This is a genomic window from Streptacidiphilus cavernicola (assembly GCF_042510955.1).
Lineage (GTDB): Bacteria > Actinomycetota > Actinomycetes > Streptomycetales > Streptomycetaceae > Streptacidiphilus > Streptacidiphilus cavernicola.
The window spans coordinates 259,624-285,821 of record NZ_JBHFAB010000001.1; the positions used below are offsets into that span (position 1 = coordinate 259,624).

A 26,198-nucleotide genomic window follows, 5' to 3' on the forward strand; every position below is an offset into this window, starting at 1 on the left:
GCGTGGGCATGAACACGACTGGACGTTTGGTCCGTACCCGTTGCCGTTCTGTTACTTCAAAGGAGTCACCGGACCTCTCGCCGGCCGGGGCGGAAGACCCAGGAGCGCATCAGGACGAAGCGGGCCACCGTGGCCAGGGCGTTGGCGCCCACCAGCGCGCCGAGTTCGGCCAGGTGGGAGGCCCCGGGGTCGGCGGCGTGGACCAGCGCCAGGGTGGCCGTGCTCAGCACCAGCCCGATCAGGAAGGCGACCCCGCCCTCGACCTGGTGCCGCAGCGCGTCCCTGGAACCGGCCACCCCGAAGGTGAACCGCCGGTTGGCGGCGGTGTTGGCGACCGCGGTGGCGAACAGGGCGACCGCGTTGGCCATTACGGCGGGCGTGAGTTGACGCAGGATCAGGTAGAGCGCGAGATACGCCGCGGTGCTGAGCACGCCGATCACCGCGAAGCTGCTCAACTGCCACCGCAGCGCCGGACGCTGCCGGGTCGGCCGCTCCCGGGGCGGCACCGGCGGCCGGTCGCCGCCGCGCAGCGTGCTCCTGGCGACCCGCCACATCCCGCGGAGGTCGTCCTTCACCGTCCGGACGATGTCCACCCGGCTGTCCGGGTCGTCCACCCAGTCGACCGGGACCTCGTGGATCCGCAGGCCGCTGCGCTCGGCGAGCAGCAGCAGCTCGGTGTCGAAGAACCAGGCCTGGTCCTCGACCGAGCCCAGCAGCGCCTTGACCACGTCCGTCCTGGCGGCCTTGAAGCCGCACTGGGCGTCGGAGAACCCGGCGGCCATGGTGGTGCGCAGCAGCAGGTTGTAGGTCCGGGAGATGAGCTCCCGCTTGGGGCCGCGGACCACGGCCGAGTCCCGGTGCAGCCTGCTGCCGATGGCCAGGTCGCTGTGGCCGGAGAGCAGCGGGGCGACCAGCGGCAGGAAAGCGTCCAGGCCGGTGGAGAGGTCCACGTCCATGTAGCCGACGACGTCGGCCTCGCTGCTGCTCCAGACCTCGCGCAGGGCCCGGCCGCGCCCCTTGCGGTCGAGGTGGACCGCCCGTACCCGCGGCAGTTCGGCGCTGAGCGCGGTGGCGACCTGCCAGGTGGCGTCGGTGCTGGCGTTGTCGGCGACGGTGATGCCGAAGCGGTACGGGAAGGTCGCCGTCAGATAGGCGTGCAGCCGCCGCACGCTGGCGTCGAGGACGTGCTCCTCGTTGTAGACCGGGACGACGACCTCGACCAGGGCGGTCCGTCCGTCCGGGGCCGAGGGGTCGTCCCGGGCCGACCGGTCGTACGGGGCGGACTGGTCGTCCCGGGCCGCCTGGGGCTGCTGCGGTGGCTGCGCCGGGGCTGCGGACTGCCCCGCCAGCGCTGTCGGTTGGCTCATGACCACCACCGTTCGGCACCGGCCTGTGCTGAGGCTGTGGCTGGCGTAGGGCGGGGGTGAGAGTCCCGATCACGCCACGGTCACCCCCGCAGCAGGCCCTTGACCACCTTTCCGGAGGCGTTCCGCGGCAGTTCCGCGACGAACTCGACCTGCCGCGGGACCTTGTAGTTGGCCATCTCCCGCCGGGACCAGGCGATCAGCTCCGCCCCCGCCTCCTCGTCCGCGCCCGCGTCCGCGCCGTCGCCCGCGCGGGGCCCGGCGGCGACCACGAAGGCCTTGCCGACCTCGCCCAGCCTCGGGTCCGGGACGCCGACCACGGCCACGTCCGCGACCAGCGGGTGCCGGGCCAGCACCCGTTCGATCTCGGCCGGGTAGGCGTTGAAGCCGCCCACCGTGAACATGTCCTTGAGCCGGTCGGTGATCCGCAGGTTTCCGTCCTCGTCCATCACCCCGATGTCGCCGGTGCGCAGCCAGCCGTCGTCGGTGAACGCCGCGGCGGTGCCCTCCGGGTCCTCGAAGTACTCCCGCATCACGGTGTAGCCGCGCACCTGCACCTCGCCCGGGGTGCCGGGCAGCAGGGCGGCGTCCGACCCGGCCGCCGCCCCGGGCTCGGCGTCGGCGATCCGGACGGTCACGCCGGGGACGGCGCGGCCGGAGGTGGCGGCGATCAGCCCGGGGTCGTCGCCGCGCCGGCCCATGGTGACCAGCCCGCAGGACTCGGTCAGGCCGTAGGCGGTGAGCACGGTGCCGAAGCCCAGCTCGTCGTGGATCCGGGTGACCAGCTCCAGCGGCACCACGGCCGCGCCGGTGACCGCGAGGCGCAGCGAGCGCAGGTCGGCCCCGGCCCGTCCGGGGTGGTCCAGCAGCGACTGGTAGACGGTGGGCGCGCCTGGCAGCACGGTGACCCGCTCGGCGGAGATCTTGGCCAGCACCGCCCCGGCGTCGAACACCGGCTGCGGCAGGATCACCGCGCCGCGCATCAGCGAGGCGAGCACCCCGGCCTTCCAGCCGAAGGTGTGGGTAAACGGGTTGACCACCAGGTAGCGGTCGCCCTCGACCAGGCCGACCACGTCGGCCCAGGTGGCGAAGGCCCGCAGGGACTGGGCGTGAGTGGTCACCGCGCCCTTGGGCAGCCCGGTGGTGCCGGAGGTGAACATGATGTCGGCCGGGTCCTCCGGGCGGACCGCGTCGGCCCGCTCGCGCACCGCCCGGTCCGGGACCTGCCCAGCGGCGGCCAGGAAACCGCGCCAGTGCTGGAAGCCCTCGCCCGCCTCGTCCCGGTCGCCGAGCACCACCGCGGTGCGCAGGTCGGGTAGGTCGCGCAGCGGACGTCCGTCCGGCCCGGCGCCCCCGGCCGCGGCACGCAGCGCGGAGACGTAGCTGACGCCGAGGAAGGCGTCGGTGACGAACAGCAGCGCGGCCCGGGTGCGGCGGACGAGGTCGACCGCCTCCGCGCCCTTGAGCCTGGTCCCCAGCGGCACCAGCACTCCCCCGGCGCTGACCGCGCCCAGCGCGGCGACCACGTAGTCCGGGGTGTTCGGGGCCCAGATCGCGACCCGGTCGCCGGGGCGGATCCCGGCCGCCAGCGCCGCCGCCGCCGCGCGCTCGACCCGTGCGCCCAGCTCCCAGTAGCTGATCCGGGTCCGCGCGCCGACCACGGCCTCGCGGTCGCCGTGGCGCTCGGCGGCCGTCCGCACCAGTCGGGGGACAGTGCCCCACTCCAGATCTCCGCGCACCGGGACCCTCCGTTCGCTCGGCCGCCCAGACGGGGCCGCACCCTGCCGCCACTGCTTTATGACGCTTCGTCAGATTAGATCGGCGGCAGCCTTCCGGCCAGACCCGGGGACCCCTATTCTGACGGCACGTCAGATTCGGATCGGCCGGGAGAACCCATGCTCAAGGACCGCACGGCGATCGTCGGCATCGGACAGACCCGCTTCGCCAAGCACCTCGACGAACCCGAGAAGACCCTCGCCTGCCGCGCCGTCCTGGCCGCGCTCGACGACGCGGGCATCGACCCGGCAGAGGTCGACGGCCTCGCCTCCTACACCATGGAGGAGACCGACGAGGTCGAGCTGGCCAAGTCCATCGGCGCGGGCGACATCACCTTCTTCAGCCGCACCGGCTTCGGCGGCGGCGGCTCCTGCGCCACCGTCGCCCACCTGGTCATGGCCGTCGCCACCGGGCAGGCCAGCGTCGGCGTCGCCTGGCGCTCGCGCAAGCGCGGCTCCGGCGTCCGGCCGTGGACCAGCACCTCGGTCCAACTCCCCACCCCGGCCCAGTGGACCCGCCCGTTCGGGCTGCTCCGCCCGGCCGACGAGATCGGCATGCTGGCCCGCCGCTACATGCACGAGTACGGCGCCACCCGGGACCACCTCTTCAACGTCGCCCTGGCCTGCCGCAACCGCGCCAACCAGAACCCGGACGCGGTGATGTACGACCGCCCGCTGACCCGCGAGATGTACATGGACGCCCGCTGGATCTCCGAGCCGCTCTGCCTCTACGACAACTGCCTGGAGACCGACGGCGCGCTCGCCTGCGTCATCGTCAGCGCGGAACGGGCCAGGGACTGCCGCCGCAAGCCGGTCTACGTCCACTCCGCCGCGCAGGGCCTGCCGGCCCAGCACCACGGCATGGTCAACTACTGGAACGACGACCCGCTGACCGGCCCGGCCTGGACCGCCGCCCGGCAGCTGTGGAAGACCGCCGACCTCGGCCCCCAGGACGTGGACACCGCCCAGATCTACGACGCCTTCACCCCGCTGATCCCGCTCTCGCTTGAGGGCTACGGCTTCTGCGGACGCGGCGAGGGCGCGGCCTTCACCGAGGGCGGCGCACTGGAACTCGGCGGGCGGCTCCCGATCAACACCGCGGGCGGCGGGCTCTCCGAGGGCTATGTGCACGGCTTCAACCTGATCAACGAGGGAGTGAAGCAGCTGCGCGGCAGCTCCACCTCCCAGGTCCCCGACGCCGCGACCTGCCTGGTCACCGCCGGCGAGGGAGTCCCCACCTCGGCCCTGCTGCTGCGCAACTGACGTATCGTCACCACTTGAGAGGACCATGGTCGCCATGTCTGTCACCGACGCGGTGAACACCGCCGGGGGCCTCACCGAGGGCCTGCTGCTGCCCTGGCCCGACGCCGACGGGGAGCCGTTCTGGCAGTACGCGCTCCAGGGCGAACTACGGGTGCAGGCCTGCGCCGACTGCGGGCTGCGGCGGTTCCCGCCCCGGCCCAGCTGTCCGCGCTGCCACAGCTTCGCGGACGTCTGGCAGCCGACGTCCGGGCGCGGGCGGATCTGGTCCTTCGTCATCGCCCACCCGCCGCTGCTCCCCGCCTACGCCGAGCGCGCCCCGTACCCGGTCGCGGTGGTCGAGCTGGACGACGATCCGGGCATCCGGATGGTCGGCACGCTCACCCCCTCGGTCCGCCGCCCGGACGCGCCCTGGAACGCGGTGCCGCCGTCCCGGCTGCGGATCGGCGCACCGGTCCAGGCCGTATACCAGACCCTGATCCCCGGGGTCGCGGTTCCCCGCTGGGCCCTCCTCACGGGGTGAGCCCGGACCTCCCCGCCCACCCGCTCCACTAGCCTGTCCCCATGACTTGGCTGATCACAGGCGGTGCTGGCTACATCGGAGCGCATGTCGTACGCGCGATGTCCGAGGACGGCCGCGGCGTCGTCGTGCTGGACGACCTCAGCACCGGCGACGCCGCGCGGCTCCCGGCCGGGGTGCCGCTGGTGACCGGCTCCACCCTGGACCGCCCGCTGCTGGACCGGGTGCTGGCCGAGCACGGCGTCACCGGCGTGCTGCACATCGCCGCCAAGAAGCAGGTCGGCGAGTCGGTGGAGCAGCCGCTGCGGTACTACCGCGAGAACGTCGAGGGGCTGCGCACCGTCCTCGAAGCCGCGGTGGCGGCGGGGGTCCGCAGCTTCCTGCTGTCCTCGTCCGCGGCCGTCTACGGCATGCCGGACGTCGAGACGGTGACCGAGGACACCCCCTGCCTGCCGATGAGCCCCTACGGCGAGACCAAGCTGGCCGGGGAGTGGCTGGTCCGGGCGACCGGACGGGCCCACGGCATGGGCACCGTGGCGCTGCGCTACTTCAACGTGGCCGGGGCGGCGACGGCCGAGCTGGGCGACCCGGGGGTGTTCAACCTGGTGCCGATGGTCTTCGAACGGCTGGCGGCGGGGCTGCCGCCGCGGGTCTTCGGCGCGGACTACCCGACCCCGGACGGCACCTGTGTCCGCGACTACATCCACATCGCGGACGTCGCCTCCGCGCATGTCGCCGCGGTGCGGCGGTTGGAGGCGGACCCGGACGGCGAGGTGCGGCTGACGCTGAACATCGGCCGGGGGGAGGGGGTCTCGGTCCGCGAGATGCTCGACGCCATCGGCAGGGTCACCGGCCTGGACACCACCGCCGAGACCGTCCCCCGCCGGGCCGGCGACCCGGCCCGGGTGGTGGCCTCGGCGGACCTCATCGCCAAGGAGCTGGGCTGGACCGCGGAGCACGACCTGGAGTCGATGGTCAGCTCCGCCTGGTCCGGCTGGCAGCAGCGCCACCCGGGCGGGGCGGGGTAGGCCCTTCACCGACGGGGGTCCGGTTACGACGTGGCGGTCGCCGTGCCCAGGACCGCGTCCAACGCGTAGACGCAGCGGTCCTTGCTGCAGGCGAAAACCCGGCCGTCGACCGCCACCGGGGAGCCGGTGATCTCGCCTCCGGTGTCGAGCTTCCAGCGGAGCCGGCCGGTCGGCAGGTCCAGGGTGTGCAGCGAGTGGTCCCTGCTGCCCACGTGGACCAGCCCGTCGGCCGCGGCCGGCGCCCCGGTCAGGTCGCCGCGCGCGCTGTAGCGCCACCGCTCCTCGCCGGTCCTGGCGTCGAAGGCGTAGACCGTGTCGCCGCTGCCGACCAGCACCGTGCCGTCCTCGACCACGACCGGGTCGACCCCCTGCCGTCCGCCGGTCCGGGCGCGCCAGCGCACCGCGCCGGTGTCCGCGTCCAGGGCGAACACCGCGCCGAGGTAGTCGGCGGCGTAGAGGCCGCCCTCCCGGTCCAGCGTGGGTGGGGTGAACAGGACCACCGGGGCGTCGAAACGCCACCGTTCCGTCCCGGTCTCCTCGTCCAGGGCCAGGATCCTGGTGCCGGAGGTGAGGTGCAGCACGCCCTGGCGCAGCACCGGCCGGGACGGGACGTCCTCGCCGACCGGGTGGGTCCACCGCGGCCGACCCGTCGTCAGGTCGACGGCCCGCAGCCGTCCCCCGCCGTAGTAGTAGACCGAGTCGCCGACCACGCTGGGCCCGGACTGCTGGCTCTCGTAGTCCTGCTGGGCGTCCGCGGCCTGCCACATCGGGCTGCCGTCGACGGCCGAGCGGACCTGGACGCCGCCGCCGCGGGTGCCCGCGACCACCGCGGCCCCGCCCGCGTCCAGCGAGTAGGTCCAGCCGTCCAGGACCGCGCGCCAGCGCTCCTCGCCCTCGTCGGCGGAGAGGGTGAACAGGTTCGGCCCGTCGGCGGCGTGCACCTGGCCGTCGGCGACGGTCATCGCCCAGGCGACGTCGCGGGTCTTGAAGCGGCGCCGCCCGCTGGCGATGGTGAAGGCGTGCACCTCGAAGCTGGTGACGTAGAGGATGCCGTCCTCGACCTGCGGAACGCCCCAGACGTCGTTGGACATCCGGAACCGCCACGGCCGCCAGCGCGCGCCGGCGGTGGGCGGCGGCGCGACCGAGGCCCCGCCCTGGTCCGACTGGGCCGACGGCGACGGCTGAGCGTGTTGGCCGGGCTGGGCGCTCTGGCCGGGCTGGGCCGGGAGCCTGCGCACCCACCCGGTGCCGGGCGGCGGCACCGGCTCGCCCTGCGCGGGATCGACCGGCGGCGCCGCCTTGACCCCGGGCCCGATCGAGACCGAACCGCCGTCGACCAACTGCACCACCGGCGGACCCGGCTGCGGGACCATCGACTGCGGAGCCACCGGCGGGGCCGAGACGTCGGGCTGCCCGGCGTGACGGCGGCCGCCGCTCGCCGGGTAGACCCGCTTGGTCGGCAGATGATCCAGGTCACTCGCGGGCGCAGCCTGCGGCACCGGCTGCGGGCCCTGCGGGGCCTGGTATCCGACCGGCTGGGGCGGAGCGGGCTGGAGTACCGGCCCCGCGCCCCCGGGGTGCGAGGTCCGCGGATCGAACCGCCCGGCAGCCGGAATCGGCACGAACGCCGCCCCAGCTGCACCGGCCACCCCGGCCGCCGCCGCCCCCGCCAGCCCCCCGCCCGGACGCCGCCCGCGCCTGCGGTCGATCAGCTCCAGCGCCACCGGCGGCAGCCAGTCGCGGTCGTCGTCACCGTCGCTGTTGGAGAACAGGTGCGGGGCCAGCTCGGCCTGGATCTGGGCCGGGGTCGGCCGCCGCTCGGGCGCGGGACGCATGCAGGCCTTGACCAGCGGGGCCAGCTCAGGAGCCAACCCGGACAGGTCGGGCGACTCCCTGAGCAGCATGAACACCGTCTCCACCGGGTTCGCCCCGTGGTACGGCGCGTGCCCGGTCGCGGAGAAGACCAGCAGCGAGCCCAGCGAGAAGACGTCGCTGGCCCCGGTCACGCTGCGGCTGTCCCTGGCCTGCTCGGGGGACATGTACGCGGGGGTGCCGACGGCGACGTTGGTCATGGTCAGCCGGGTGTGCGAGACCCCGGCCGCGATCCCGAAGTCGATCACCCGCGGCCCGTCCTCGGTGACCAGCACATTGGACGGCTTGAGGTCGCGGTGCACCAGGCCCGCGGCGTGGATCGACTGCAGCGCCTCGGCGATCCCGGCGATCAGCCAGCGCACCGCGTCCACCGGCATCGGGCCGCACTCGGCGACCAGGTCCTCCAGCGAGGGGGCCGGGATGTAGGCGGTGGCCAGCCAGGGCACCGGGGCGTCGGCGTCCGCGTCCACCACGGCCGCCGTGTAGAAGCCGCTGACGGTACGGGCCGCCGCGATCTCGCGGGCGAACCGGACCCGGAACAGCTGGTCCTCGGCCAGTTCCGCGCGCACCGTCTTGATCGCGACACGGCGCCCTGCGGAGGACCTGGCCAGGTACACCAGGCCCATCCCGCCCGCGCCGAGGCGTCCGAGCACCTCGAAGGGCCCGATCCGTCTCGGATCGTGCGCCGTCAACTGGTCCACGTCCTCAGCCACCTCCCCGTTGGTACCGCCACGCGCGTCGACCGCGCTGGGCTGATTGTCCAACGCCGACCCGTGCCAGGGCCAACCCGACCCGACAGAATCCGGCGCCGCATCCGGTACGGATCCGCGCCAACCAGTACGCCACGGACGGCGACACCTTCGCCCCGACGCGTCGCACCGGGCCGGAAAACGTTGCGCGAGAGTTAGATTGACAAGTTGATGTGTTCAGACGGCGCGGTCGGCGCCGCCACGGAAGGCCGGGGATGACTGTGACGGGTGGCACCGCGGGACAGCTGGTCCCGGTCCTGGAGGACCTGCTCGGGACGGAGCTGCCGATCAGACTGCGGACCTGGGACGGCGGCGAGGCCGGTCCGGCCGGGGCGCCGCTGCTGGTGCTCCGCAACCGCCGGGCGCTGCGGCACCTGCTCTGGCGTCCGGACGAGCTCGGCCTCGCCCGCGCGTACGTGGCCGGGGACCTGGAGCTCGACCCGTCCAGCGACCTCTACGAGCTGCTGGGCGCGATGGCCCGGCTGGTCGAGCAGAGCAGCAGCGTGACGCTCCGGCCGAACCCCCGCGACCTGCTCGGTCCGCAGGGCCGCAGGCTGCTGCGGACCGCCGTCGGCGCCGGGATGATCGGCCCGCGCCCGCCGCTGCCACCGGAGGAGGCGACCCGGGTCAGGAAGGCCGGCGTCCGGCACTCGCCGCAGCGGGACCGCACGGCAATCAGCCACCACTACGACGTCGGCAACGACTTCTACCGGCTGGTCCTCGGCCCGTCCTGGGTCTACTCCTGCGCCTACTGGCCGACCGGGACGGACACCCTGGAGGCCGCCCAGGCGGCCAAGCTCGACCTGGTCTGCCGCAAGCTGGGGCTGCGCCCCGGGATGCGGCTGCTGGACGTCGGCTGCGGCTGGGGCTCACTGCTGCTGCACGCCGCGGAGCACTACGGGGTCGAGGGCGTGGGCGTCACCCTCTCCGCCGAACAGGCCGAGGGCGCCCGCGAGCGGATCGCCGACGCCGGGCTGGGCGACCGGCTGACGGTCAGGCTGCAGGACTACCGCGCGGTGGACGACGGCCCGTACGACGCGATCTCCAGCGTCGGCATGGCCGAGCACGTCGGCGCGGACCAGTTCCGCCGCTACGGGACGACGCTGTACGGGCTGCTCGCGCCCGGCGGGCGGCTGCTGAACCACCAGATCGCCCGCCGCCCCAACCTGCCCGGCGAGCCCTACCGGACCAGTCCCTTCATCGCCGCGTACGTCTTCCCGGACGGCGACCTCTCCCCGATCGGCGACACCGTCAGCCTGCTGGAGCAGGCCGGGTTCGAGATCCGTGACGTGGAGTCACTGCGTGAGCACTACGCGAGGACGCTGCGCTGCTGGGTCGCCAACCTCGAACAGGACTGGGACCGCGCGGTGAAGCTCTCCACGCCGGGCCGGGCCCGGGTCTGGCGGCTCTACATGGCCGCCTCGGCACTGGCCTTCGAGGAGAACCGGATCGGGGTGAACCAGATCCTGGCCGTACGCACCGGGCCTGACGGCGACAGCGGGCTACCCGCGGCACGGGCCGAGTGGCTCGGCTTCCAGCAGGGCCCAGCCGCCCCGGAGGCCCCGGAATCCGGCGCTCCGTCAGCCTGACGGACCATTTGGCACACCGCCGAATAGCGCGGAGATCTTGCCACGGTAAACTGACGGCATGACAGGACAAGTTCGCACCGTCGACGGGCGTGTCGCCGGGCGACGCGGGCAGGCGACGCGGCAGAAGCTGCTCGAATGCCTTAGCGAGATGCTCAGCACATCGCCCTACCGGGACGTCAAGGTCATCGACGTCGCCCGGATGGCCGGTACCTCCCCCGCAACGTTCTACCAGTACTTCCCCGACGTCGAGGGCGCTGTCCTCGAAATCGCGGACGGAATGGCCCGGGAAGGCGCCGCGCTCAAGGACCTGGTCGCCGAGAAGTCGTGGGCCGGCAAGTCCGGCTACCAGACGGCTGAGGAGCTCGTGGAGGGCTTCCTCAACTTCTGGCGCGACAACGAGGCCATTCTCCGCGTGGTGACCCTGGGATCGGCGGAAGGGGACAAGCGGTTCTTCAAGATCCGCATGAAGATCCTCAACGCCGTGACCAACTCACTCACGGACTCCCTCAAGGCCTTGCAGGACACCGGGAAGGCGGACAAGTCGGTCAGTGCACCGGCCGTCGCCGGCTCCCTGGTGGCCATGCTGGCCGCCGTCGCCGAACACCAGAAGGGATTCGACTCCTGGGGTGTCAAGGCCAAGGAGCTCAAGCCGAACCTGGCGCTCCTGGTCTACCTGGGCATGACCGGCAAGAAGCCGCCGAAGTAGCTCTCGGACGGCAGCAGCACCAGTCCTGGGTCGCGGGCCCCGGCCGCCTGTCCGGCCGGATCGAACCTCTGGGCGTGCCTCGGGGGAGGTACACCGGTTCAGCCCCGCACCCGCGTCCACCCACAAGGGCGGCCACCCCGGCAACGGAGTGGCCGCCCTTCGCTCGTCCGCGGCTCAGCCGGGGTCGGGGGTCGGGTCGGATACCGGGTCGGGCTCGGGTACGGCGGCAGTTGCGGGCGGGGGCGGGGGCGGGGGCTCAGGTACGGCGGCAGCTGCGGGCGCGGGCTCGGGCGCAGCCGTAGGCGCCGAATGGGGCGGGGATTCCGGTACCGGCAGCGGGGTGAGTCGGAAGACGCGGATCTGCCGCTCCACCCTGGCCTGGTACGCCGCGTACGGCGGCCACATCCGCAGCAGCGCCGCCCAGGCCCGGTCCCGCTCCTCGCCCTCCAGCAGCGTCGCGGTGACCGGCAGGGTACGCCCGCGGTGCTCGACCAGCGCCTCCGGCCGGGCGAGCAGGTTGCCGGTCCAGGCGGGGTGCCCGGCCCGGCCGAAGTTGCTGCCGACGACCAGGAATCCGCCGTCCTGCTCCGGCAGGCAGGCCAGCGGGGCGACCCGGGGCTCGCCGCTGCGCCGCCCGGTGGTCGTCAGGAACACGGACGGCAGCATGTACTGGCTGATCATCACCTTTCCCCCGCTCAGCCGGTGCACCGCCTTGTCCAGCCGGGGCAGCAGACGCGGGGCGATCCGGGCGAACAGCACGGTCGAGGACACCCGCTGGACCAGCGCTTCCTGTCGGGACCCGGACCGGGACCGGGACCGGGGCTCGGTGGCCATCGCGGCTCATCCCCTCGCCGACGCGAACAGCCGCGCCCGCTCGGCGGCCAGGGTCCGCAGCAGATGTGGTGGGCCGAACAGCAGTTCGTCGGCGGCGGCACGCTTGAAGTACAGGTGGGCGTCGTGCTCCCAGGTGATGGCGATGCCCCCGTGCAGCTGGATCGCCTCGGCTGCGGCGGTCCGCAGCGCGTCCAGCGCGTGCGCCAACGCCAGCGGCACCGCGGTCCAGACTTCCCCGGCTTCCCCGGCCTCCCCGGGCCCGTCCCCAGCCGCACCGTCGATCCCCCGCTGTGCCAGCGTCCACGCGGCGTAGTACACCGCCGAGCGGGCCGTCTCCACCGCGACGTAGACGTCCGCGAGCCGGTGCTGCACCGCCTGGAACGAGCCGATCGCCCGCCCGTACTGCTTCCTGACCTGCACGTACTCCACCGTCCTGGCCAGACACTGGTCCGCCGCACCGACCGCCTCCGCCGCGACCGCGACGCCCGCGAGCAGCCCGGCCTCGGCCAGCGCGGGCGCGGCGTCCCTGACCGGGTCGCCGAGCGGCACGGCGGGTGCGTCGCGCAGTTCGACCCGGGCCGGGGCCCGGGTGGCGTCCATCGCGGCCAGCCTGCTGCGGCTGACCTGCGGCGCGTCCCCCTGGACCAGGAACAGCGAGGTCCGGCTGCGCGGGAAGCCGCCGGTGTGCGCGGCCACCACCAGCAGGTCCGCGCGAGCCCCGTCCAACACCTGCCCGGCCCCGCCGTAGACCAGCCAACCGCCGCCCAGGCCCGCGCCCGCGCCGCCAGCGCCCGCCGCACCGTCGCCGCCCGCGGTATCGCCCGCGCCGTCCCCAGCAGGGCCCGGACGGGCCTGGATGCCCCCGGCCCGTCCTCCGCCCGCGACCGTTCCGTTCGGGAGCCCCGGGGGGCGCCGCGGCACCAGGCCGAGCGCCAGTGCCGGCGGTGCGGCCAGCACCAGCGCCGCCGTGCGTTCTCCGCTCGCCAGAGCGGGGAGCAGCGTCGCGCGCTGCTCGTCCGTCCCGTGCGCGGCGATCAGCGCGGCGGCGAGGACCGAGGAGGCCAGCAGCGGCGACGGCAGCAGCGCCCGTCCGGTCTCCTCGCAGGCCAGGGCCAGTTCCACCGGGCCGAGGCCGGTCCCGCCGTGCTGCACCGGGAGGGTGAGGCCGGGCAGGCCCAGCTGGTCGGCGAACAGCCGCCACAGCGCCGGGTCGTAGCCCTGCGCGCCGGCCGCGGCAGCGCGCACCTCCTCGATGCCGCAACTCTTCGCCAGCGCCTCGCGCAGGGTGCGGCGGACGGCGTCCTGTTCCGGGGTGAGTGCGGGATCCATGACGTCTCCAGCCTTCGCGAGCCTGCTGCCTTGATCTGACGAACCGTCATCCTAGAAGCAGCCGACTGCCGGGCACAGGGGCGCAGCACAGTAAATCTGATGTACCGTCAGATTCCCTGCCGTCCTCGTCTGTGTGCTCTCTCCAAGGGAGTTGATCCACTCGTGCCCGCACCCTCGCTGCACAACCCGGTACCGGACGACTCACCGCGACGCCGCCGGGTCGCCGTCGTCGGCGTCGCCCACTCCGACTGCGGACGGGTGGACGACGCCACCCCGTTCCAGCTGCACGCCCAGGCCGCGCGCCGCGCCCTGGCCGACTCCGGGCTGCCGCGCTCGGTGATCAACGGCGTGGCCTCGGCCGGGCTCGGCCTGCTCGCCCCGGTCGAGGTCTCCGAGTACCTCGGGCTGCGCCCGACCTGGACCGACTCCACCTCGGTCGGCGGCTCCACCTGGGAGGTCATGGCCGCGCACGCCGCCGACGCCATCGCGGCCGGGCACGCCAACGCCGTCCTGCTGGTCTACGGCTCCACCGCGCGCGCCGACCTCAAGGCCCGCCGCCGCACCGCGGGCATCGCCCTGGGCGCGCGCGGCCCGCAGCAGTTCGAGGCGCCGTACGGGCACACCCTCATCTCCAAGTACGCGATGGCCGCCCGCCGCCACATGCACGAGTACGGCACCACCCTGGAACAGCTCGCGGGCGTCGCGGTCCAGGCCCGCGCCAACGCGGCGAGCAACCCCGAGGCGATGTACCGGGCCCCGCTCACCGTGGACGAGGTCCTGACCGGACCGGAGATCGCCTCCCCGTTCACCAAGCTGCACTGCTGCATCCGCTCGGACGGGGGCTGCGCGGTGCTGCTGGCCGCCGAGGAGTACGTCCCGGACACCGTGCACGACCCGGTGTGGGTGCTCGGCACCGGCGAACACCTCAGCCACACCCTGATGTCCGAGTGGGAGGACTTCACCGTCTCCCCCGCCGCGGTGTCCGGCCGCCTCGCGTACCAGCGGGCCGGAGTCGGCCCCGCGGACATCGACGTCGCCGAGATCTACGACGCCTTCAGCTACATGCCGCTGGTCGCGCTGGAGGACCTGGGCTTCTGCGCCAAGGGCGACGGCGGCCCCTTCGTGGAAGCCAAGCACGGGCGACTGCTCCGAGACGGCGAACTGCCCACCAACACCGACGGCGGCGGGCTCAGCGCCTGCCATCCCGGCATGCGCGGACTCTTCCTGATCGTGGAGGCCGTCCGCCAGCTCCGCCACGAGTACCCCGCCGACCGCCAGGCCTCCCGCCGGGGCTCTCCCGACCTCCCCCGACTCGCTCTGGCCAGCGGCACCGGCGGCTGGTTCTGCTCCTCGGCGACGATGATCCTGGGGCGCTAGCCACCGTCACCCGATCGGGGGAATGTGTTCGCGCGGAAAGGATTCACCCCGGTCGACCCACGTAGTCTGAGTGACGTAGCTATGAGTCACATGGCCCTGAGTGGGGTCGGCCTTCGCCGTTGCGATGGTGGCCGCGCCGTCTCGCGGCTCCGCCGCACAGCAGCCAACTACGCGAAAGCGGTGCGGGGGCCGGGCATCGCCCCTCCCCTGCGGCAAGTGCGGGGTGACGGGCAGTCACAACGAGAACCCACAACGACAACCCACAACGACAACAGAGCTGTCACCCGGCGACTGGCCCGAGGCGAACTCCGCTCCCCCGGCGTAGTTGGCTGCTGTGCGCCGGAGGCGCGAGACGGCGCGGCGACCGCTGCAACGGTGAAGGCCGACCCTACCGGGCGCAGCGCTCCCACGTCACCGGCCCGGACTGCGGCCCGACCCCCCGGCCCCACCCCCGGGCCCCCACCCCGCTAGGGACAGCGAATGACCTGACCGGCATAGGCCAGGCCGCCGCCGAAGCCCAGCAGCAGCACTGGCGCGCCGGAGCGCAGTTCGCCCCGTTCGACCAGCTTGGACAAAGCCAGCGGGATGGACGCCGCCGAGGTGTTGCCGGAGTCGACGACGTCGCGGGCGACTACCGCGTTCGGGGCGCCGATCTTGGCGGCGATGGCGTCGATGATGCGCAGGTTGGCCTGGTGCGGGACGAAGCCCTCCAGCTCGGCCGGGGTGATGCCGGCCTTCTCGCAGGCCTGCAGGGCAAGCGGGGCGATCTGCGTGGTGGCCCAGCGGAAGACGGCCTGGCCCTGCTGGGTGATCGTCGGGTCCCAGCCGTCGATGCGAACGGCGTCGGCCTTGGACGGGTCCGAGCCCCAGACCACCGGGCCGATCCCCTCCTCCTCGGCGGCGTCGACCACGGCCGCGCCCGCGCCGTCGGCGAAGATCACGCAGGTGCTGCGGTCGGTCCAGTCCAGCACGTCCGACATCTTCTCGGCGCCGATCACCAGCGCCCGGGTCGCCGCGCCCGCGCGGATCGCGTGGTCCGCGGTGGCCAGCGCGTAGGAGAAGCCGGAGCAGACGGTGTTGATGTCGTACACCGCCGGGGTGGCGATCCCGAGCCGGGCCGCGACCTGGGCCGCGGTGTTGGGGCTGCGGTCGATCGCGGTGCAGGTGGCGACGACCACCAGATCGACCGAGGAGGCGTCGAAGCCGCTGGTGGCCAGCGCCTTCTCGGCCGCGCGAAAGGCCAGGTCGGCGACGGTCTCGTCCTCGGCGATGTGCCGGGTTTTGATACCGACCCGGGTGCGGATCCACTCGTCGTCGGTGTCCACCAGCTTGGCGAGGTCGTCGTTGGTGAGGACCTTCGGCGGCTGGTAGTGGCCGAGCGCGACGATGCGGGAACCAGTCATGTCTCCACTCAAGCCGGTTACCGGTGAGTCACCCGGGGCTGCCAGGGACAGTATCCGGGCAGCGTTGCTGTAGGGCTCGAACAACTCGGTTGCGGGGACCGGCCCCGCCGAGGCAAGAGCCGGTCATGAGTTCGACCCGGGACACTCGATCCAGGTGTCGTACGGGGGTCCGGGAAGAGTCGCTCAGGCGCTGAGCGAGGCGGCGTCGCCCATGACTATGACCGGGTGCTTGGTCGGGTCGAGGTCCCTGAGCAGGGTCGCCATGTCGGCCTTGGCGAGGCTGACGCACCCGTGCGTCGGACCGCCGTGGTCCACGTGGATCCAGATCCCGCCGCCGCGCGAAGCGCCCATCGGACGCGCGGTGGACAGCGGGCTGGTGCCGGGGTCGTGGTTGTAGTTGATCGCGACGACGTAGTCGAAGGCGTCGGCGAGCGACTCGCCCTCGAAGCCGGTCCCGACCGCCTTGAACGCGCTGGAGTGCAGATAGGGGAGCTTGGTGCCGGGGCTGGGGTCGAGCCCGCCCGCGTCGGTGAGGCTGAACACGCCGATCGGGCTGTGCAGGTCGCCGGACATGTGGTGGCTGGTCCAGCCGTCCTTGGCGTTGTGCGCGGACCAGGCCGTGCCCGGCAGCCAGCTGCCGTCGGCGGTCCTGGTGTAGAGGACGACCTTGGACGTGTTGGCGTTCTTGCCGGTGCCGGTGACCAGCAGCACCTGCTGCGCGTTCGCCGGGACCTGGGCGCGGAACTTCGGCCCGAGTCCGGGCAGCTGGGTCAGCGCGGTGACCGGGGTGGGCCGGGTGACCGAGCGTGAGGCGTCGGCCGGGGCCGAGGTGCTGCGCCCGCTGTCGAGGGTCGGCGCGGCGAGGACCGCCGCCCCGGCCCGCTGCGGGTCCGGGTGCAGGAAGGCGGCCACCGCGATGACCGCGACGGCGGCGACCGAGCCGACGCCGAGGAAGCTGTTGCGCACCCGGCGCTTGCGCCGCGCCCGAGCCTTGGCGGCGGCCCGGACCTGCATCCTGGTCCCGGTACGGGAGACCGGACGCGGGGCGGAGCGGGCCGGCCGGGGCGGGCGGGGGTCGGTACGGAAGTCGGCCTGGTCGGCCAAGTCGGCCAGGTCGGCGTAGTCCGGGAAGCCCGTGAAGCCGGGGTCCGCGAGGTCGGCGGGGTCCGGGTCGAAGGCGCCGGCGGTCGGAGCGGCGCCGTACGACGGCTCCGCCGGGTAGCCCTGACTCGGGTGGCCCTGGCTCGGGCGGCCCTGGCTCGGGCGGCCCTGGGCATGCGGAGCGGCGTAGCCCTGCTGGGTGGCGTACCCCTGCTGCGTGGCATAGCCCTGCTGGGCGTAGGCAACTTGCTGGGAGTACGTCAGATCCTGCTGGTCGGCGTAGCCGTATGCGCCGTATGCCCCATATGTGTCGCCACCCCGATGACCTCCGCCGCGGATCCGCTCGCCGTACTCGTTGTACTCCGCGTCCGACGCACCCTGCGCGTACTCGCCGTAGGCGCCGGTCTCGCCGTACCCGTATGACCCTGCGCCGGTGGCGTCGGGGTCACCGGGACCGGAGGAGTTGGCAGGGCGGGAGTAGCTCGACATGTACGGTTCAGTTCCTCGCGGGGTGGGTGCGCGTCCGGACGGGGCCCTGGTGGCAGGAGGGCATGGTGATGGGTCTTCGGCTACTCCTCGTGACGGCTCCGGTCAGCACCGGCAGTCGCAATCGTTACCCGCGTCACGGTACCCCCATCGGGTGACTCATCACAGGAATGGCGGCACCGCCATCACCATGCCCTCACACTCCCGCCCGACCCCCGGAACCGTGCGGCAGCCCGCCTGACGCAAGGTCACCAGCGACGATCAGCAGTCGGCCGGACGGAACACCGGGGCGGCGATCGGCGCCTGTCCCGCGTCAACCTGTGTCCCCTCTGTGGGCAAGGTCACACGCAGCCGCAGACCGACCCGGAGCACCGCCGGGTCACAGCCGACCAGCGCGGTCATCATCCGCGGACCCTCGGCGAGGTCGACCACGGCCGCGACATAGGGCAGCCGGTCCCGGAACGGCGGGAGGTCGTTCGCGTGCACCACGGACCAGGTGTAGAGGACGGCGTCACCCGAGGCCTGCTCCCAGACCACGTCCTCGCTCCAGCAGTGCGGGCAGAACTCGCGCGGATAGTGGTGCGCCCGCCCGCAGCCACCACAGCGGCGCAGCAGCAGCCGCCCCTCGGCGGCGGCCTCCCAGTACCGACGGGTGAACGCATCGGGCTCGGGCAGGTCGGCGGGGTTCGCGTCGCGGCCGTGAGCCAGGGCGGCGGCGGGGACGGTGTCGCGGGCGGAGTCAGCGTCGTGGGCAGAGGTCACCGGATCGCTCCTCACGCGCCGAAGAGGTGGAAGGCGGCGTCGAGGGACCAGGTCTGCCAGCTCATCGCCAGCAGGGCCACCAGGGAGATCAGCGCCATCATCAGGTTCTGCCCCTGCTCAGCCCAGTCGTGGATCATGAGCACCAGGTAGAGCAGGTTCAGCAGCAGCCCCGCGACCAGGGCGACCGGGGTCAGCAGGCCGACGGTCAGGCCGAGGCCGAGGGCCAGTTCCGCGAAGACGACCACGTACGCCATCGGCTTGGGGCGAGGGGCGACCACCCGGTCGAAGCAGCGGCCGACGACCGGCCAGCGGTGCCCGGTCGCGACGCCCTTGGCCCACTCGATGCCGGTGCCGCGCTGGAGCCACCCCTTCTTGTCCTTGTGGCGCCAGCTCTCCAGCCACCACAGGCCGAGGCCGATGCGCAGCAGGGCGAGCCAGTGGGCGGCGCTGAGCCCGTAGGTGTGGACGACCTGCATGGACGGTCTCCCTGGTGACGGCCGGATTTTTTCTGACGTTCCGTCAGTTCAGCGCACACCCGGAGCTCCGCGCAAGGGCTGGGACGACCTCCGCCCTCTTCCAGCCCGCGCTTCCGGACAGTAATCTGATGGAACGTCAGATTTGAACGGAGGCACCGCCATGGTGGACGCGGGGGACGAGACCGATGTCAGCGGACGGCCGGTGCACGGCCGCCCGGTGGACCTCGATGCCTTCTTCCGCCCGTCGACGGTGGCGGTGATCGGCGCGTCCGACACCGAGGGGCGGCCCAACACCGGCATCACCCGCCAGCTCCGCGCCTGGGCCGAGCGGGTCGGCGCGCGGATGTACCCGGTGAACCCGGGGCGGCAGCAGGTGGACGGCGAACCCTGCTACCCCGACCTGGCCTCGGTGCCGGTTCCCGGCGGGGAGCCGATCGACCTCGCGGTGATCCTGCTCGGCGACCCCGAGCCGGTGATCCCGCAGCTGGTCGAGGCCAAGGTGCGGTTCGCGGTGGCCTTCGCCTCCGGCTTCGCCGAGACCGGCGCGGAGGGCGCGGCGGCGCAGCAGCGGCTGGCCCGGCTGATCGCCGAGGCGCCGACCGGGCTGCGGCTGCTCGGGCCGAACACCAACCTCAACGCCTTCGAGCGGTTCCGCGAGGACCTCACCGGACCGGCCATCGCGCTGATCACCCAGAGCGGCCACCAGGGCCGCCCGCTGTTCTCACTGCAGACACTCGGCATCCGGCTCAGCCACTGGGCCCCCACCGGCAACGAGGCCGACCTCGAAGTCGCGGACTTCGTCCACTGGTTCGCGGACCAGCCGGAGGTCGGCGCCATCGCCGCCTACATCGAGGGCCTCAAGGACGGCCGGGCCTTCCTGCTCGCCGCCGACCACGCCGCCCGGCGCGGCGTCCCGGTGGTCGCGGTGAAGGTCGGCCGCACCCGGGCCGGGGCGAAGATGGCCGCCTCCCACACCGGCAAGCTGACCGGCGCGGACGACGTGGTGGACGCCGCGTTCCGCCAGTTCGGGGTGATCCGGGTCGACGGCCTGGACGAACTCCAGGACACCGCAGCGCTGTTGGCGCGGGCCAAGCCGCCGCAGGCGGACGGGGTCGCGGTCTACTCGATCTCCGGCGGGACCGGCGCACACCTGGCCGACCTGGCCTCGGTCGCCGGTCTGACGATGCCTCAACTCTCGGATGCCAAGCAGGACGAGCTGCACCAGTGGATCCCCGACTACCTGAGCGTGGCCAACCCGATCGACAACGGCGGCCACCCGGTGGGCGACTGGCGCGGCCGGAAGATCCTGGACGCGATCCTCGCCGACCCGTCGGTGGGCGTGCTGATCTGCCCGATCACCGGCCCCTTCCCGCCGATGAGCGACAAGCTGGCGCGGGACCTGGTGGAGGTCGCCGAGACCACCGACAAACTGGTCTGCGTGGTCTGGGGCTCGCCGGTCGGGACCGAGGACGCGTACCGGGAGACGCTGCTCGGCTCCTCCCGAGTGGCCACCTTCCGCACCTTCGGCAACTGCGTGCGCGCGGTGGCCGCCTACCTGGAGCACCACCGGTTCACCCGCTCCTACCGCAGCCCCTTCGCCGCCGCGCCGCAGGCGCCGTGCGCGGGCAAGGCCAAGGCGCAGCGGGTGCTGCGCCCCGGGCAGCAGCTCAGCGAGGTGGCGGCGAAGCAGCTGCTGCGCGCGTACGGGCTCCGGGTGCCGCGTGAGCAGTTGGTGACCAGTGCGGCCGGCGCGGTGCGGGCGGCCGGGGTGGTCGGCTATCCGGTGGTGCTGAAGGGCTCCGCGCCCGAGGTCGCCCACAAGACCGAACTCGGGCTGGTCCAGGTCGGGTTGACCTCGGCGAGCCAGGTCCGCGACGCCTTCCGGCTGCTCACCGACAACGCCAGGGCGGCCGGGATCGGCCGACTGGAGGGAGTGCTGGTCTGTCAGATGGTCGAGGCGGGCGTGGAGATGGTGCTCGGCGTCAACCACGACCCGACCTTCGGCCCGACCGTGACGGTGGGCATGGGCGGGATCTTCGTGGAGGTGCTGGCCGACACGGCAGTCCGGATACCGCCGTTCTCCTGCCCCGACGTCCGGACCATGCTGCGGGAGCTGCGCTGCTGGCCGCTGCTGCAGGGGGTGCGCGGCGGGCCGCCGATGGACGTGGACGCGCTGGTGGAGGCGGTGATGCGGGTGCAGCGGATGGCGATGGAACTGGGCGGGGACCTGGCCGAGCTGGACATCAACCCGCTGATGGTGCTGGAGCGGGGCAAGGGCGTGGTCGCCCTGGACGCGCTGGCGGTGTGCTCGTGAGCAGCGAGGTCCTGGTGGCCCGGGAGGGGCCGGTGCTGTGGCTGACGCTCAACCGGCCGGAGACCCTGAACGCGGTGACCGCGGGGATGCGCGAGCGGCTGGTCGCGGAGCTGGACTCCGCGTCCGGCGACCCGGAGGTGCGGGCGGTGGTGCTCACCGGCACCGGGCGCGGCTTCTGCTCCGGCGCGGACCTGCGGCCCGCGGGCGGGGGCCCGGTGGTTCCGCGCGTCCCCGGCGACGTCGCGCGGGTGCTGCGGACCGGGGTCCAGCGGATGATCGCGGCGGTGCTGGACTGCGAGAAGCCGGTGGTCGCGGCGGTGAACGGCACTGCGGCCGGGGTCGGCGTGCACCTCGCGCTGGCCTGCGACCTGGTGCTCGCCGCCGAGAGCGCGAGCTTCGTGGAGGCCTTCGTCCGCCGCGGTCTGGTCCCGGACGGCGGCGGGGCCTATCTGCTGCCGCGGCTGGTCGGCCCGCAGCGGGCCAAGGAGCTGATGTTCTTCGGCGACGCCCTGCCCGCGGCCGAGGCGGAGCGGCTGGGACTGGTCAACCGGGTGGTCCCGGCGGAGGAGCTGGCCGGCACGGCGGCGAAGTGGGCCGAGCGGCTGGCGGCGGGCCCGACCCGGGCCCTGGCGTTGACCAAGCACCTGGTCAACGCCTCGCTGGAGGCGGACCGGGCGGTGTCCTTCGCGGCCGAGGCGACCGCGCAGGAGGTCAACATGACCACGACGGACGCCCAGGAGGGCGTCCGCGCCTTCGCCGAACGCCGGTCCCCGCAGTTCAAGGGGCGTTAGCCCTCGATTATCTCGACCGCGCCGATGTAGCCGGTGGACTGCTCCAGCGCCGCTTCCGCCTCGCGGCGGCGGTAGTCGGCGGCGCCGCGGAGCACCGCGCCGTGCGGGCTGACCTCCAGGTCGAGGACGGTGGCCTGCCAGCCGTGGCCGAGGTCGGTCGGGGCGACCACCTTGAGCACGATCTGGGGACGCTCGCCCGGCAGCGACTCCCAGAGCCCGGCGATGGTGCTCGCTCCGGCCCGGGTCAGCGTGAAGACGCCGTCGGAGCCGCACTCCAGCACCCCGTCGGCGCTCTCCCAGGCGCCGGTGACCTCGGCGGCGAAGGGGTCGGGCGCGGGCTTGGGGGTGCGCAGCCAGAGCATCCAGGCGCCCAGCGCGAACGGCAGCGCCAGCGTGTCCGCCAGGGCCGACCAGCCGTAGGCGAAGCCGCCGAACTCGACGCCGGGGCCGCCGAACGCGACCCACTCGTAGGTGCCGCCGACGGCCAGGAAGAGCACGGCGCCGATCGCCAGCGAGTAGCGGTCGCGCAGCAGGCGTCGGCTGATCTGGTCGGCGACCAGGTAGATGAGCAGGATGACCAGGGCCTGGGCGCCCCAGTCACGGAGGAGGCCCCCGAGCGGCGTCGGCCCGGCCAGACCGCCGTTCTGGGTGGTCCCCCACAGGTAGAACACCGGGGCGTTCACCGCCACCAGTCCGGCGACCATCGCGGTTATGGCCCTCGCCCAGCGCTTGACCTGCTGATTCATGGCGGCTCCGTCCCCTGGCTCTCCCCGGAGCCGTGCCACAGGGTACGCAAGCACTGATCATCGCCGTCAAGGGACATTCCGCCCACTTTCAATCTGACGACCCGTCAGCTTTAATGGACATCCGACTCCGCGACCACCTCTGTGAGGACCCGATGGGCCACGAAGGCATGGCGGTGGCCGCCGTCCGCTATCTGCGGACCGCGGCTGGGCCGTCCGCTCCGCTGCCCGCCCCGGCACCGGTGCTGCGCGCCGTGGGGCCGGACGAGCGGCTGCCCGACGCCGCCGCGGACCCGCGGGTGCTGCGGAGCGTGCTGGGGCACTTCTGCACCGGGGTGACCGTGGTCAGTGCGCTGGCCAGGGACGGGGCACCGGTGGGCTTCGCCTGCCAGTCGTTCTCGTCGCTGTCGCTGGATCCGCCGTTGGTGAGCTTCAACGTAGCGCGCAGTTCCGCCTCCTGGCCACGGATCGCGCACGCGGGGCACTTCTGCGTCAACGTCCTGGCCGCCGACCAGGGCGACCTCTGCCGGACCTTCGCGGTCAGCGGGGCCACCGGCGCGGACAAGTTCGCCGGGGTGGACTGGAGCCCCGCGGACGTCACCGGATCGCCGCGGATAGCCGGGGCGCTGGCCTGGATCGACTGCACCATCCACGCCGTCCACGTCGGCGGCGACCATCTGATCGTGCTCGGACGGGTCTGCGACCTGTCGGTCGAGCGGAGCGACAGCGGGCCGCTGCTGTTCTACCGCGGCGGCTTCGGCGGGCTCACGCCGTAGCAGGGCTCACGCCGTAGCGGGGAGCAGGGGTGGGGCGGGGCTCACGCCGTTGCGGGGAGCAGGGGCGGGGTGGCCGGGGGCTTGGCGCGTAGGAGCAGGGCGCAGCTCGCGGCGATCACGCAGAGCGCTCCGGCCCCGTACCAGGCCGCGTCGTAGCTTCCCAGCTGGTCCCGGACCAGGCCCGCGCCGAGGGCGACCAGGGCGGCGCCGACCTGGTGGCCGCAGAAGACCCAGCCGAAGACGATCGGGGCGTCCTCGCCGAACCACTCCCGGCACAGCGCGATGGTCGGCGGGACGGTGGCGACCCAGTCCAGGCCGTAGAAGACGATGAAGACGACCATGCTCGGATGCACGGTGCGGGCGAACAGCGCGGGCAGGAACAGCAGCGACGCGCCCCGCAGCAGGTAGTACGTGCCGAGCAGCCTGCGGGAGTCCAGACGGTCGGTCAGCCAGCCCGAGAAGACCGTGCCGACCACGTCGAACACGCCGACCAGCGCGAGCAGGCCTGCGGCTGTGGTCTCGACCATGCCGTGGTCTCCGGCGGCCGGGATGAAATGGGTGCCGACCAGGCCGTTGGTGGTCGCGCCGCAGATCGCGAAGGAGCCGGCCAGCAGCCAGAACGGGCGGGTTCCGGCAGCCTGGCGGAGGACGCGCAGGGCGCGGACTCCCTTACGGTCGTCGGTATTTGAGGGTGGCGTGGGCCCCGGCGGCGGCGTGGCCTCCGGGGGCGGCGTGGGGAGGTCGGTGGCGCCGTACGGGAGCAGGCCCAGGTCGGCGGGGCGCTCGCGGAGCAGCAGCAGGACGATCGGGACCACCGCGAGCGAGCAGCCGGCGACCGTGAGCGAGGCGCTGCGCCAGCCGTAGTCGCTGATCAGCCAGGCCAGGACGGGCAGGAAGACCAGGTTCCCGGCCGCGCTGGCGGCGGTCAGCACGCCGGTGACGAGTCCGCGCCGGGCCAGGAACCAGCGGCCGGTGACGGTCGCGGTGAAGGCCAGCGCCATGGAGCCGCTGCCGACTCCGACCAGGACGCCCCAGCAGAGCAGCATCTGCCAGGACTGGGTCATGAACACGGTTGCGCCGCTGCCGACGGCCATCAGCAGCAGCGCGGAGCCGGCTACCCGGCGGATGCCGAAGCGGTCCATCAGCGCGGCGGCGAAGGGCGCGGTCAGGCCGTTGAGCAGCATGTTGAGGGAGACGGCGGCCGAGATGACGCCGTGCGACCAGCCGAATTCGCTGTTCAGCGGCTCCATCAGCAGGGAGGGGGTGGAACGGAAGCCCGCGGCGCCGACCAGCACGAGCAGGCAGACGGCGGCGACCACCCAGGCGTAGTGCAGGTGCGGTCCCCGCGGGGCGGGGGGAGCGGGGGAGGCGGGGCGAGCAGACGCGGTGGGCGCGGTGGGCGCGACGGCCGGAGCGGGCGGGGCAGACACGGTGGGGGCGGTGGGCACGGCGGCCGGAGCGGGCGGAGCAGACGCGGCGGGCGCGGTGGAGGCGGCGGGCGGGGCAGGCGGAGCAGATGCGGCGGGCCGAGTGGGCGCGGCGGCCGGCGCAGGCGCGGCGGGGAGTCGGGCGGGCGGGGTCTGCTGGTCGGTCACGGGGTGATTCTGCTGGGCTTCGGGTCGCCGCGGCGAGTGGCCGGAGGGACAGCTTGCGTCAGGATCGGGCCACGGCCCAGAGTGGAGCCATGTCCCAGCCCGCACCGGCCGACCAGCCCCCAGCTGCCGCGCAGACCCCCGCGCCAACCCCTGCTGCCGCCCCGGCCCGCGCCACCGCGCCAACCCCCGCTACCGCGCAGGCTCGCACCACCGCGCCGACCCACACTGCCGCCCCGGCCACCGCGACCACCCCGGCCCGCGCCACCGTGCCGACGCCTGCCACCACCCCAGCCCCCGCTGCCGCGCTAGACCCGACCCCGGCGCCGACTCCTCCCCCTCCCCCGCCCGCGGCATCCGCTCCGGGCCGCAGCCCGCATCGGGTCGCGGTGTTGGCTCTGCCGGGGGTCGTGGCGTTTGAGTTGGCTACGCCGTCGCGGATTCTGGAGTCGGCGCACCTTCCGGGGGACCCCCCGCTGTACCAGGTGCGGACCTGCACGCTGGACGGGGGGCCGGTCGGGACCAGCAGTGACTTCCGGATCAGCGTCGACCACGGGCCCGAGCTGCTCGCCGCCGCCGACACCGTCGTGGTGCCGGCCAGCTTCGAGCTCGGGCCGGTGTTCACCGAGGGGCGCCTCCCGGCGGAACTCGCCGCCGCGCTGGCGCTGGTCCGTCCCGGCACCCGGATGGTGTCCATCTGCACCGGCGCCTTCGTGCTGGCCGCCGCGGGCCTGCTGGACGGCCGCCCGGCCACCACGCACTGGCGTTACACCGACCGCTTCCGCAGCCTGTTCCCCTCGGTGCTGCTGGATCCGAACGTGCTGTTCGTCGACGACGGCGACGTGCTGACCTCGGGCGGGGTCGCGTCCGGGGTGGACCTCTGCATGCACCTGGTGCGGCGCGACCACGGCTCCGGTGTGGCCAACCGGGTGGCCCGCCGCTGCATCGTCCCGCCGTGGCGGGACGGCGGGCAGGCGCAGTACATCGACCTGCCGGTGCCCGACCCGGGCGACGACGGCACGGCGCCGACCCGGGCCTGGGCGCTGGAACGGCTCGGCGAACCGCTCGCGCTGCGGGACCTGGCCGAGCAGGCCGGGATGAGCGTCCGCACCTTCACCCGGCGCTTCCGGGACGAGACCGGGCTCAGCCCCGGCCAGTGGTTGGTCAGTCAGCGCGCTTACCGGGCACGGCAGTTGCTGGAGGGAAGCGATCTGACGGTGGATCGGATCGCCCGCGAAGTCGGCTTCGGCACCGCGGCGTCCATGCGGCAGCACCTCAGGGAGACCCTCGGCATCGCCCCCAGCGCCTACCGCCGCACCTTCCGCGGCACGGAGTGACGCCGAGGGCAGAG

Annotated in this window: 20 protein-coding genes and 1 pseudogene; 10 read left to right on the top strand and 11 right to left on the bottom strand. The window is 73.6% G+C overall.

Features of this window, described 5'->3' with window-relative positions; all coding sequences use genetic code 11:
- Positions 1–65: 65 nt before the first annotated feature.
- Both ACEZDE_RS01175 and ACEZDE_RS01180 read right to left on the bottom strand, forming a co-directional pair.
- Positions 66–1,367, bottom strand: a complete 1,302-nt coding sequence (locus ACEZDE_RS01175; protein WP_380530653.1) for a glycosyltransferase — start codon at positions 1,365–1,367, stop codon at positions 66–68.
- Between the two features lie 80 nt (positions 1,368–1,447).
- On the bottom strand, positions 1,448–3,103 hold the full coding sequence (locus ACEZDE_RS01180; RefSeq protein ID WP_380530656.1) for a FadD3 family acyl-CoA ligase: 1,656 nt from the start codon (positions 3,101–3,103) through the stop codon (positions 1,448–1,450).
- Positions 3,104–3,259: 156 nt separating this feature from the next.
- Here ACEZDE_RS01180 and ACEZDE_RS01185 point away from each other — a divergent pair, with 156 nt between their 5' ends.
- From ACEZDE_RS01185 to galE, 3 genes are read left to right on the top strand one after another with little or no spacing between them, the layout of a single operon-like run.
- Complete coding sequence (locus ACEZDE_RS01185; RefSeq protein WP_380530659.1) at positions 3,260–4,402, top strand: lipid-transfer protein; 1,143 nt, start codon at positions 3,260–3,262, stop codon at positions 4,400–4,402.
- Between the two features lie 34 nt (positions 4,403–4,436).
- On the top strand, positions 4,437–4,922 hold the full coding sequence (locus tag ACEZDE_RS01190; RefSeq protein ID WP_380530661.1) for a Zn-ribbon domain-containing OB-fold protein: 486 nt from the start codon (positions 4,437–4,439) through the stop codon (positions 4,920–4,922).
- Positions 4,923–4,963: 41 nt separating this feature from the next.
- On the top strand, positions 4,964–5,947 hold the full coding sequence (galE, locus tag ACEZDE_RS01195) for a UDP-glucose 4-epimerase GalE (protein ID WP_380530664.1): 984 nt from the start codon (positions 4,964–4,966) through the stop codon (positions 5,945–5,947).
- 23 nt (positions 5,948–5,970) lie between these two features.
- On the opposite strand, the gene ACEZDE_RS01200 is transcribed toward galE, so the two are convergent.
- A complete protein-coding gene (locus ACEZDE_RS01200) occupies positions 5,971–8,520 on the bottom strand; it encodes an outer membrane protein assembly factor BamB family protein (RefSeq protein ID WP_380531179.1) in 2,550 nt (849 codons plus the stop codon).
- Positions 8,521–8,783: 263 nt separating this feature from the next.
- Between ACEZDE_RS01200 and ACEZDE_RS01205 the strand changes: the two genes are divergently transcribed.
- Together ACEZDE_RS01205 and ACEZDE_RS01210 are read left to right on the top strand one after the other, a co-directional pair.
- Positions 8,784–10,157 carry a class I SAM-dependent methyltransferase gene (locus ACEZDE_RS01205; protein WP_380530668.1) on the top strand — a complete coding sequence of 458 codons (1,374 nt, stop codon included), beginning with the start codon at positions 8,784–8,786 and terminating at the stop codon, positions 10,155–10,157.
- Between the two features lie 58 nt (positions 10,158–10,215).
- Positions 10,216–10,863, top strand: a complete 648-nt coding sequence (locus ACEZDE_RS01210; RefSeq protein ID WP_380530671.1) for a TetR/AcrR family transcriptional regulator — start codon at positions 10,216–10,218, stop codon at positions 10,861–10,863.
- 342 nt (positions 10,864–11,205) lie between these two features.
- Here ACEZDE_RS01210 and ACEZDE_RS01215 read toward each other — a convergent pair.
- Both ACEZDE_RS01215 and ACEZDE_RS01220 read right to left on the bottom strand, forming a co-directional pair.
- Positions 11,206–11,697 (bottom strand): annotated as a pseudogene (locus ACEZDE_RS01215) (nitroreductase family deazaflavin-dependent oxidoreductase); the annotation flags it as partial.
- 6 nt (positions 11,698–11,703) lie between these two features.
- A complete protein-coding gene (locus tag ACEZDE_RS01220; protein WP_380530673.1) occupies positions 11,704–13,026 on the bottom strand; it encodes an acyl-CoA dehydrogenase family protein in 1,323 nt (440 codons plus the stop codon).
- Between the two features lie 162 nt (positions 13,027–13,188).
- Between ACEZDE_RS01220 and ACEZDE_RS01225 the strand changes: the two genes are divergently transcribed.
- A complete protein-coding gene (locus ACEZDE_RS01225) occupies positions 13,189–14,403 on the top strand; it encodes a thiolase C-terminal domain-containing protein (protein WP_380530676.1) in 1,215 nt (404 codons plus the stop codon).
- Between the two features lie 467 nt (positions 14,404–14,870).
- Here ACEZDE_RS01225 and ACEZDE_RS01230 read toward each other — a convergent pair whose 3' ends face one another.
- The 4 genes from ACEZDE_RS01230 to ACEZDE_RS01245 all read right to left on the bottom strand — a co-directional run bounded on the left by ACEZDE_RS01230 (position 14,871) and on the right by ACEZDE_RS01245 (position 18,631).
- Positions 14,871–15,806 carry a beta-ketoacyl-ACP synthase III gene (locus tag ACEZDE_RS01230; protein WP_380530679.1) on the bottom strand — a complete coding sequence of 312 codons (936 nt, stop codon included), beginning with the start codon at positions 15,804–15,806 and terminating at the stop codon, positions 14,871–14,873.
- A 183-nt stretch (positions 15,807–15,989) separates the two neighbouring features.
- The gene (locus tag ACEZDE_RS01235; RefSeq protein WP_380530682.1) at positions 15,990–17,396 is read right to left on the bottom strand and encodes a L,D-transpeptidase family protein; all 1,407 of its coding nucleotides are present in this window, start codon (positions 17,394–17,396) and stop codon (positions 15,990–15,992) included.
- Between the two features lie 258 nt (positions 17,397–17,654).
- Positions 17,655–18,101 carry a Zn-ribbon domain-containing OB-fold protein gene (locus ACEZDE_RS01240; RefSeq protein WP_380531182.1) on the bottom strand — a complete coding sequence of 149 codons (447 nt, stop codon included), beginning with the start codon at positions 18,099–18,101 and terminating at the stop codon, positions 17,655–17,657.
- A 65-nt stretch (positions 18,102–18,166) separates the two neighbouring features.
- Positions 18,167–18,631, bottom strand: a complete 465-nt coding sequence (locus ACEZDE_RS01245) for a DoxX family protein (RefSeq protein ID WP_380530685.1) — start codon at positions 18,629–18,631, stop codon at positions 18,167–18,169.
- A gap of 160 nt (positions 18,632–18,791) precedes the next feature.
- Here ACEZDE_RS01245 and ACEZDE_RS01250 point away from each other — a divergent pair, with 160 nt between their 5' ends.
- Together ACEZDE_RS01250 and ACEZDE_RS01255 are read left to right on the top strand one after the other, a co-directional pair.
- Positions 18,792–20,945 carry an acetate--CoA ligase family protein gene (locus ACEZDE_RS01250; protein ID WP_380531185.1) on the top strand — a complete coding sequence of 718 codons (2,154 nt, stop codon included), beginning with the start codon at positions 18,792–18,794 and terminating at the stop codon, positions 20,943–20,945.
- Positions 20,942–21,736, top strand: coding sequence for an enoyl-CoA hydratase/isomerase family protein (locus ACEZDE_RS01255; RefSeq protein ID WP_380530688.1), 795 nt, complete (start codon positions 20,942–20,944; stop codon positions 21,734–21,736). Before ACEZDE_RS01250 ends, ACEZDE_RS01255 begins: the two co-directional genes overlap by 4 nt.
- On the opposite strand, the gene ACEZDE_RS01260 is transcribed toward ACEZDE_RS01255, so the two are convergent.
- Positions 21,733–22,482 carry a hypothetical protein gene (locus tag ACEZDE_RS01260; protein ID WP_380530690.1) on the bottom strand — a complete coding sequence of 250 codons (750 nt, stop codon included), beginning with the start codon at positions 22,480–22,482 and terminating at the stop codon, positions 21,733–21,735. The genes ACEZDE_RS01255 and ACEZDE_RS01260 overlap by 4 nt on opposite strands.
- A gap of 113 nt (positions 22,483–22,595) precedes the next feature.
- On the opposite strand from ACEZDE_RS01260, the gene ACEZDE_RS01265 reads away from it, so the two are divergent.
- Positions 22,596–23,255: a flavin reductase family protein gene (locus tag ACEZDE_RS01265; RefSeq protein WP_380530693.1), complete on the top strand. Its 660-nt coding sequence runs from the start codon at positions 22,596–22,598 to the stop codon at positions 23,253–23,255.
- A 41-nt stretch (positions 23,256–23,296) separates the two neighbouring features.
- Here ACEZDE_RS01265 and ACEZDE_RS01270 read toward each other — a convergent pair whose 3' ends face one another.
- A complete protein-coding gene (locus ACEZDE_RS01270) occupies positions 23,297–24,685 on the bottom strand; it encodes an MFS transporter (protein ID WP_380531188.1) in 1,389 nt (462 codons plus the stop codon).
- A 572-nt stretch (positions 24,686–25,257) separates the two neighbouring features.
- On the opposite strand from ACEZDE_RS01270, the gene ACEZDE_RS01275 reads away from it, so the two are divergent.
- Positions 25,258–26,184: a GlxA family transcriptional regulator gene (locus ACEZDE_RS01275; RefSeq protein ID WP_380531192.1), complete on the top strand. Its 927-nt coding sequence runs from the start codon at positions 25,258–25,260 to the stop codon at positions 26,182–26,184.
- The last annotated feature ends 14 nt before the right edge of the window (positions 26,185–26,198 follow it).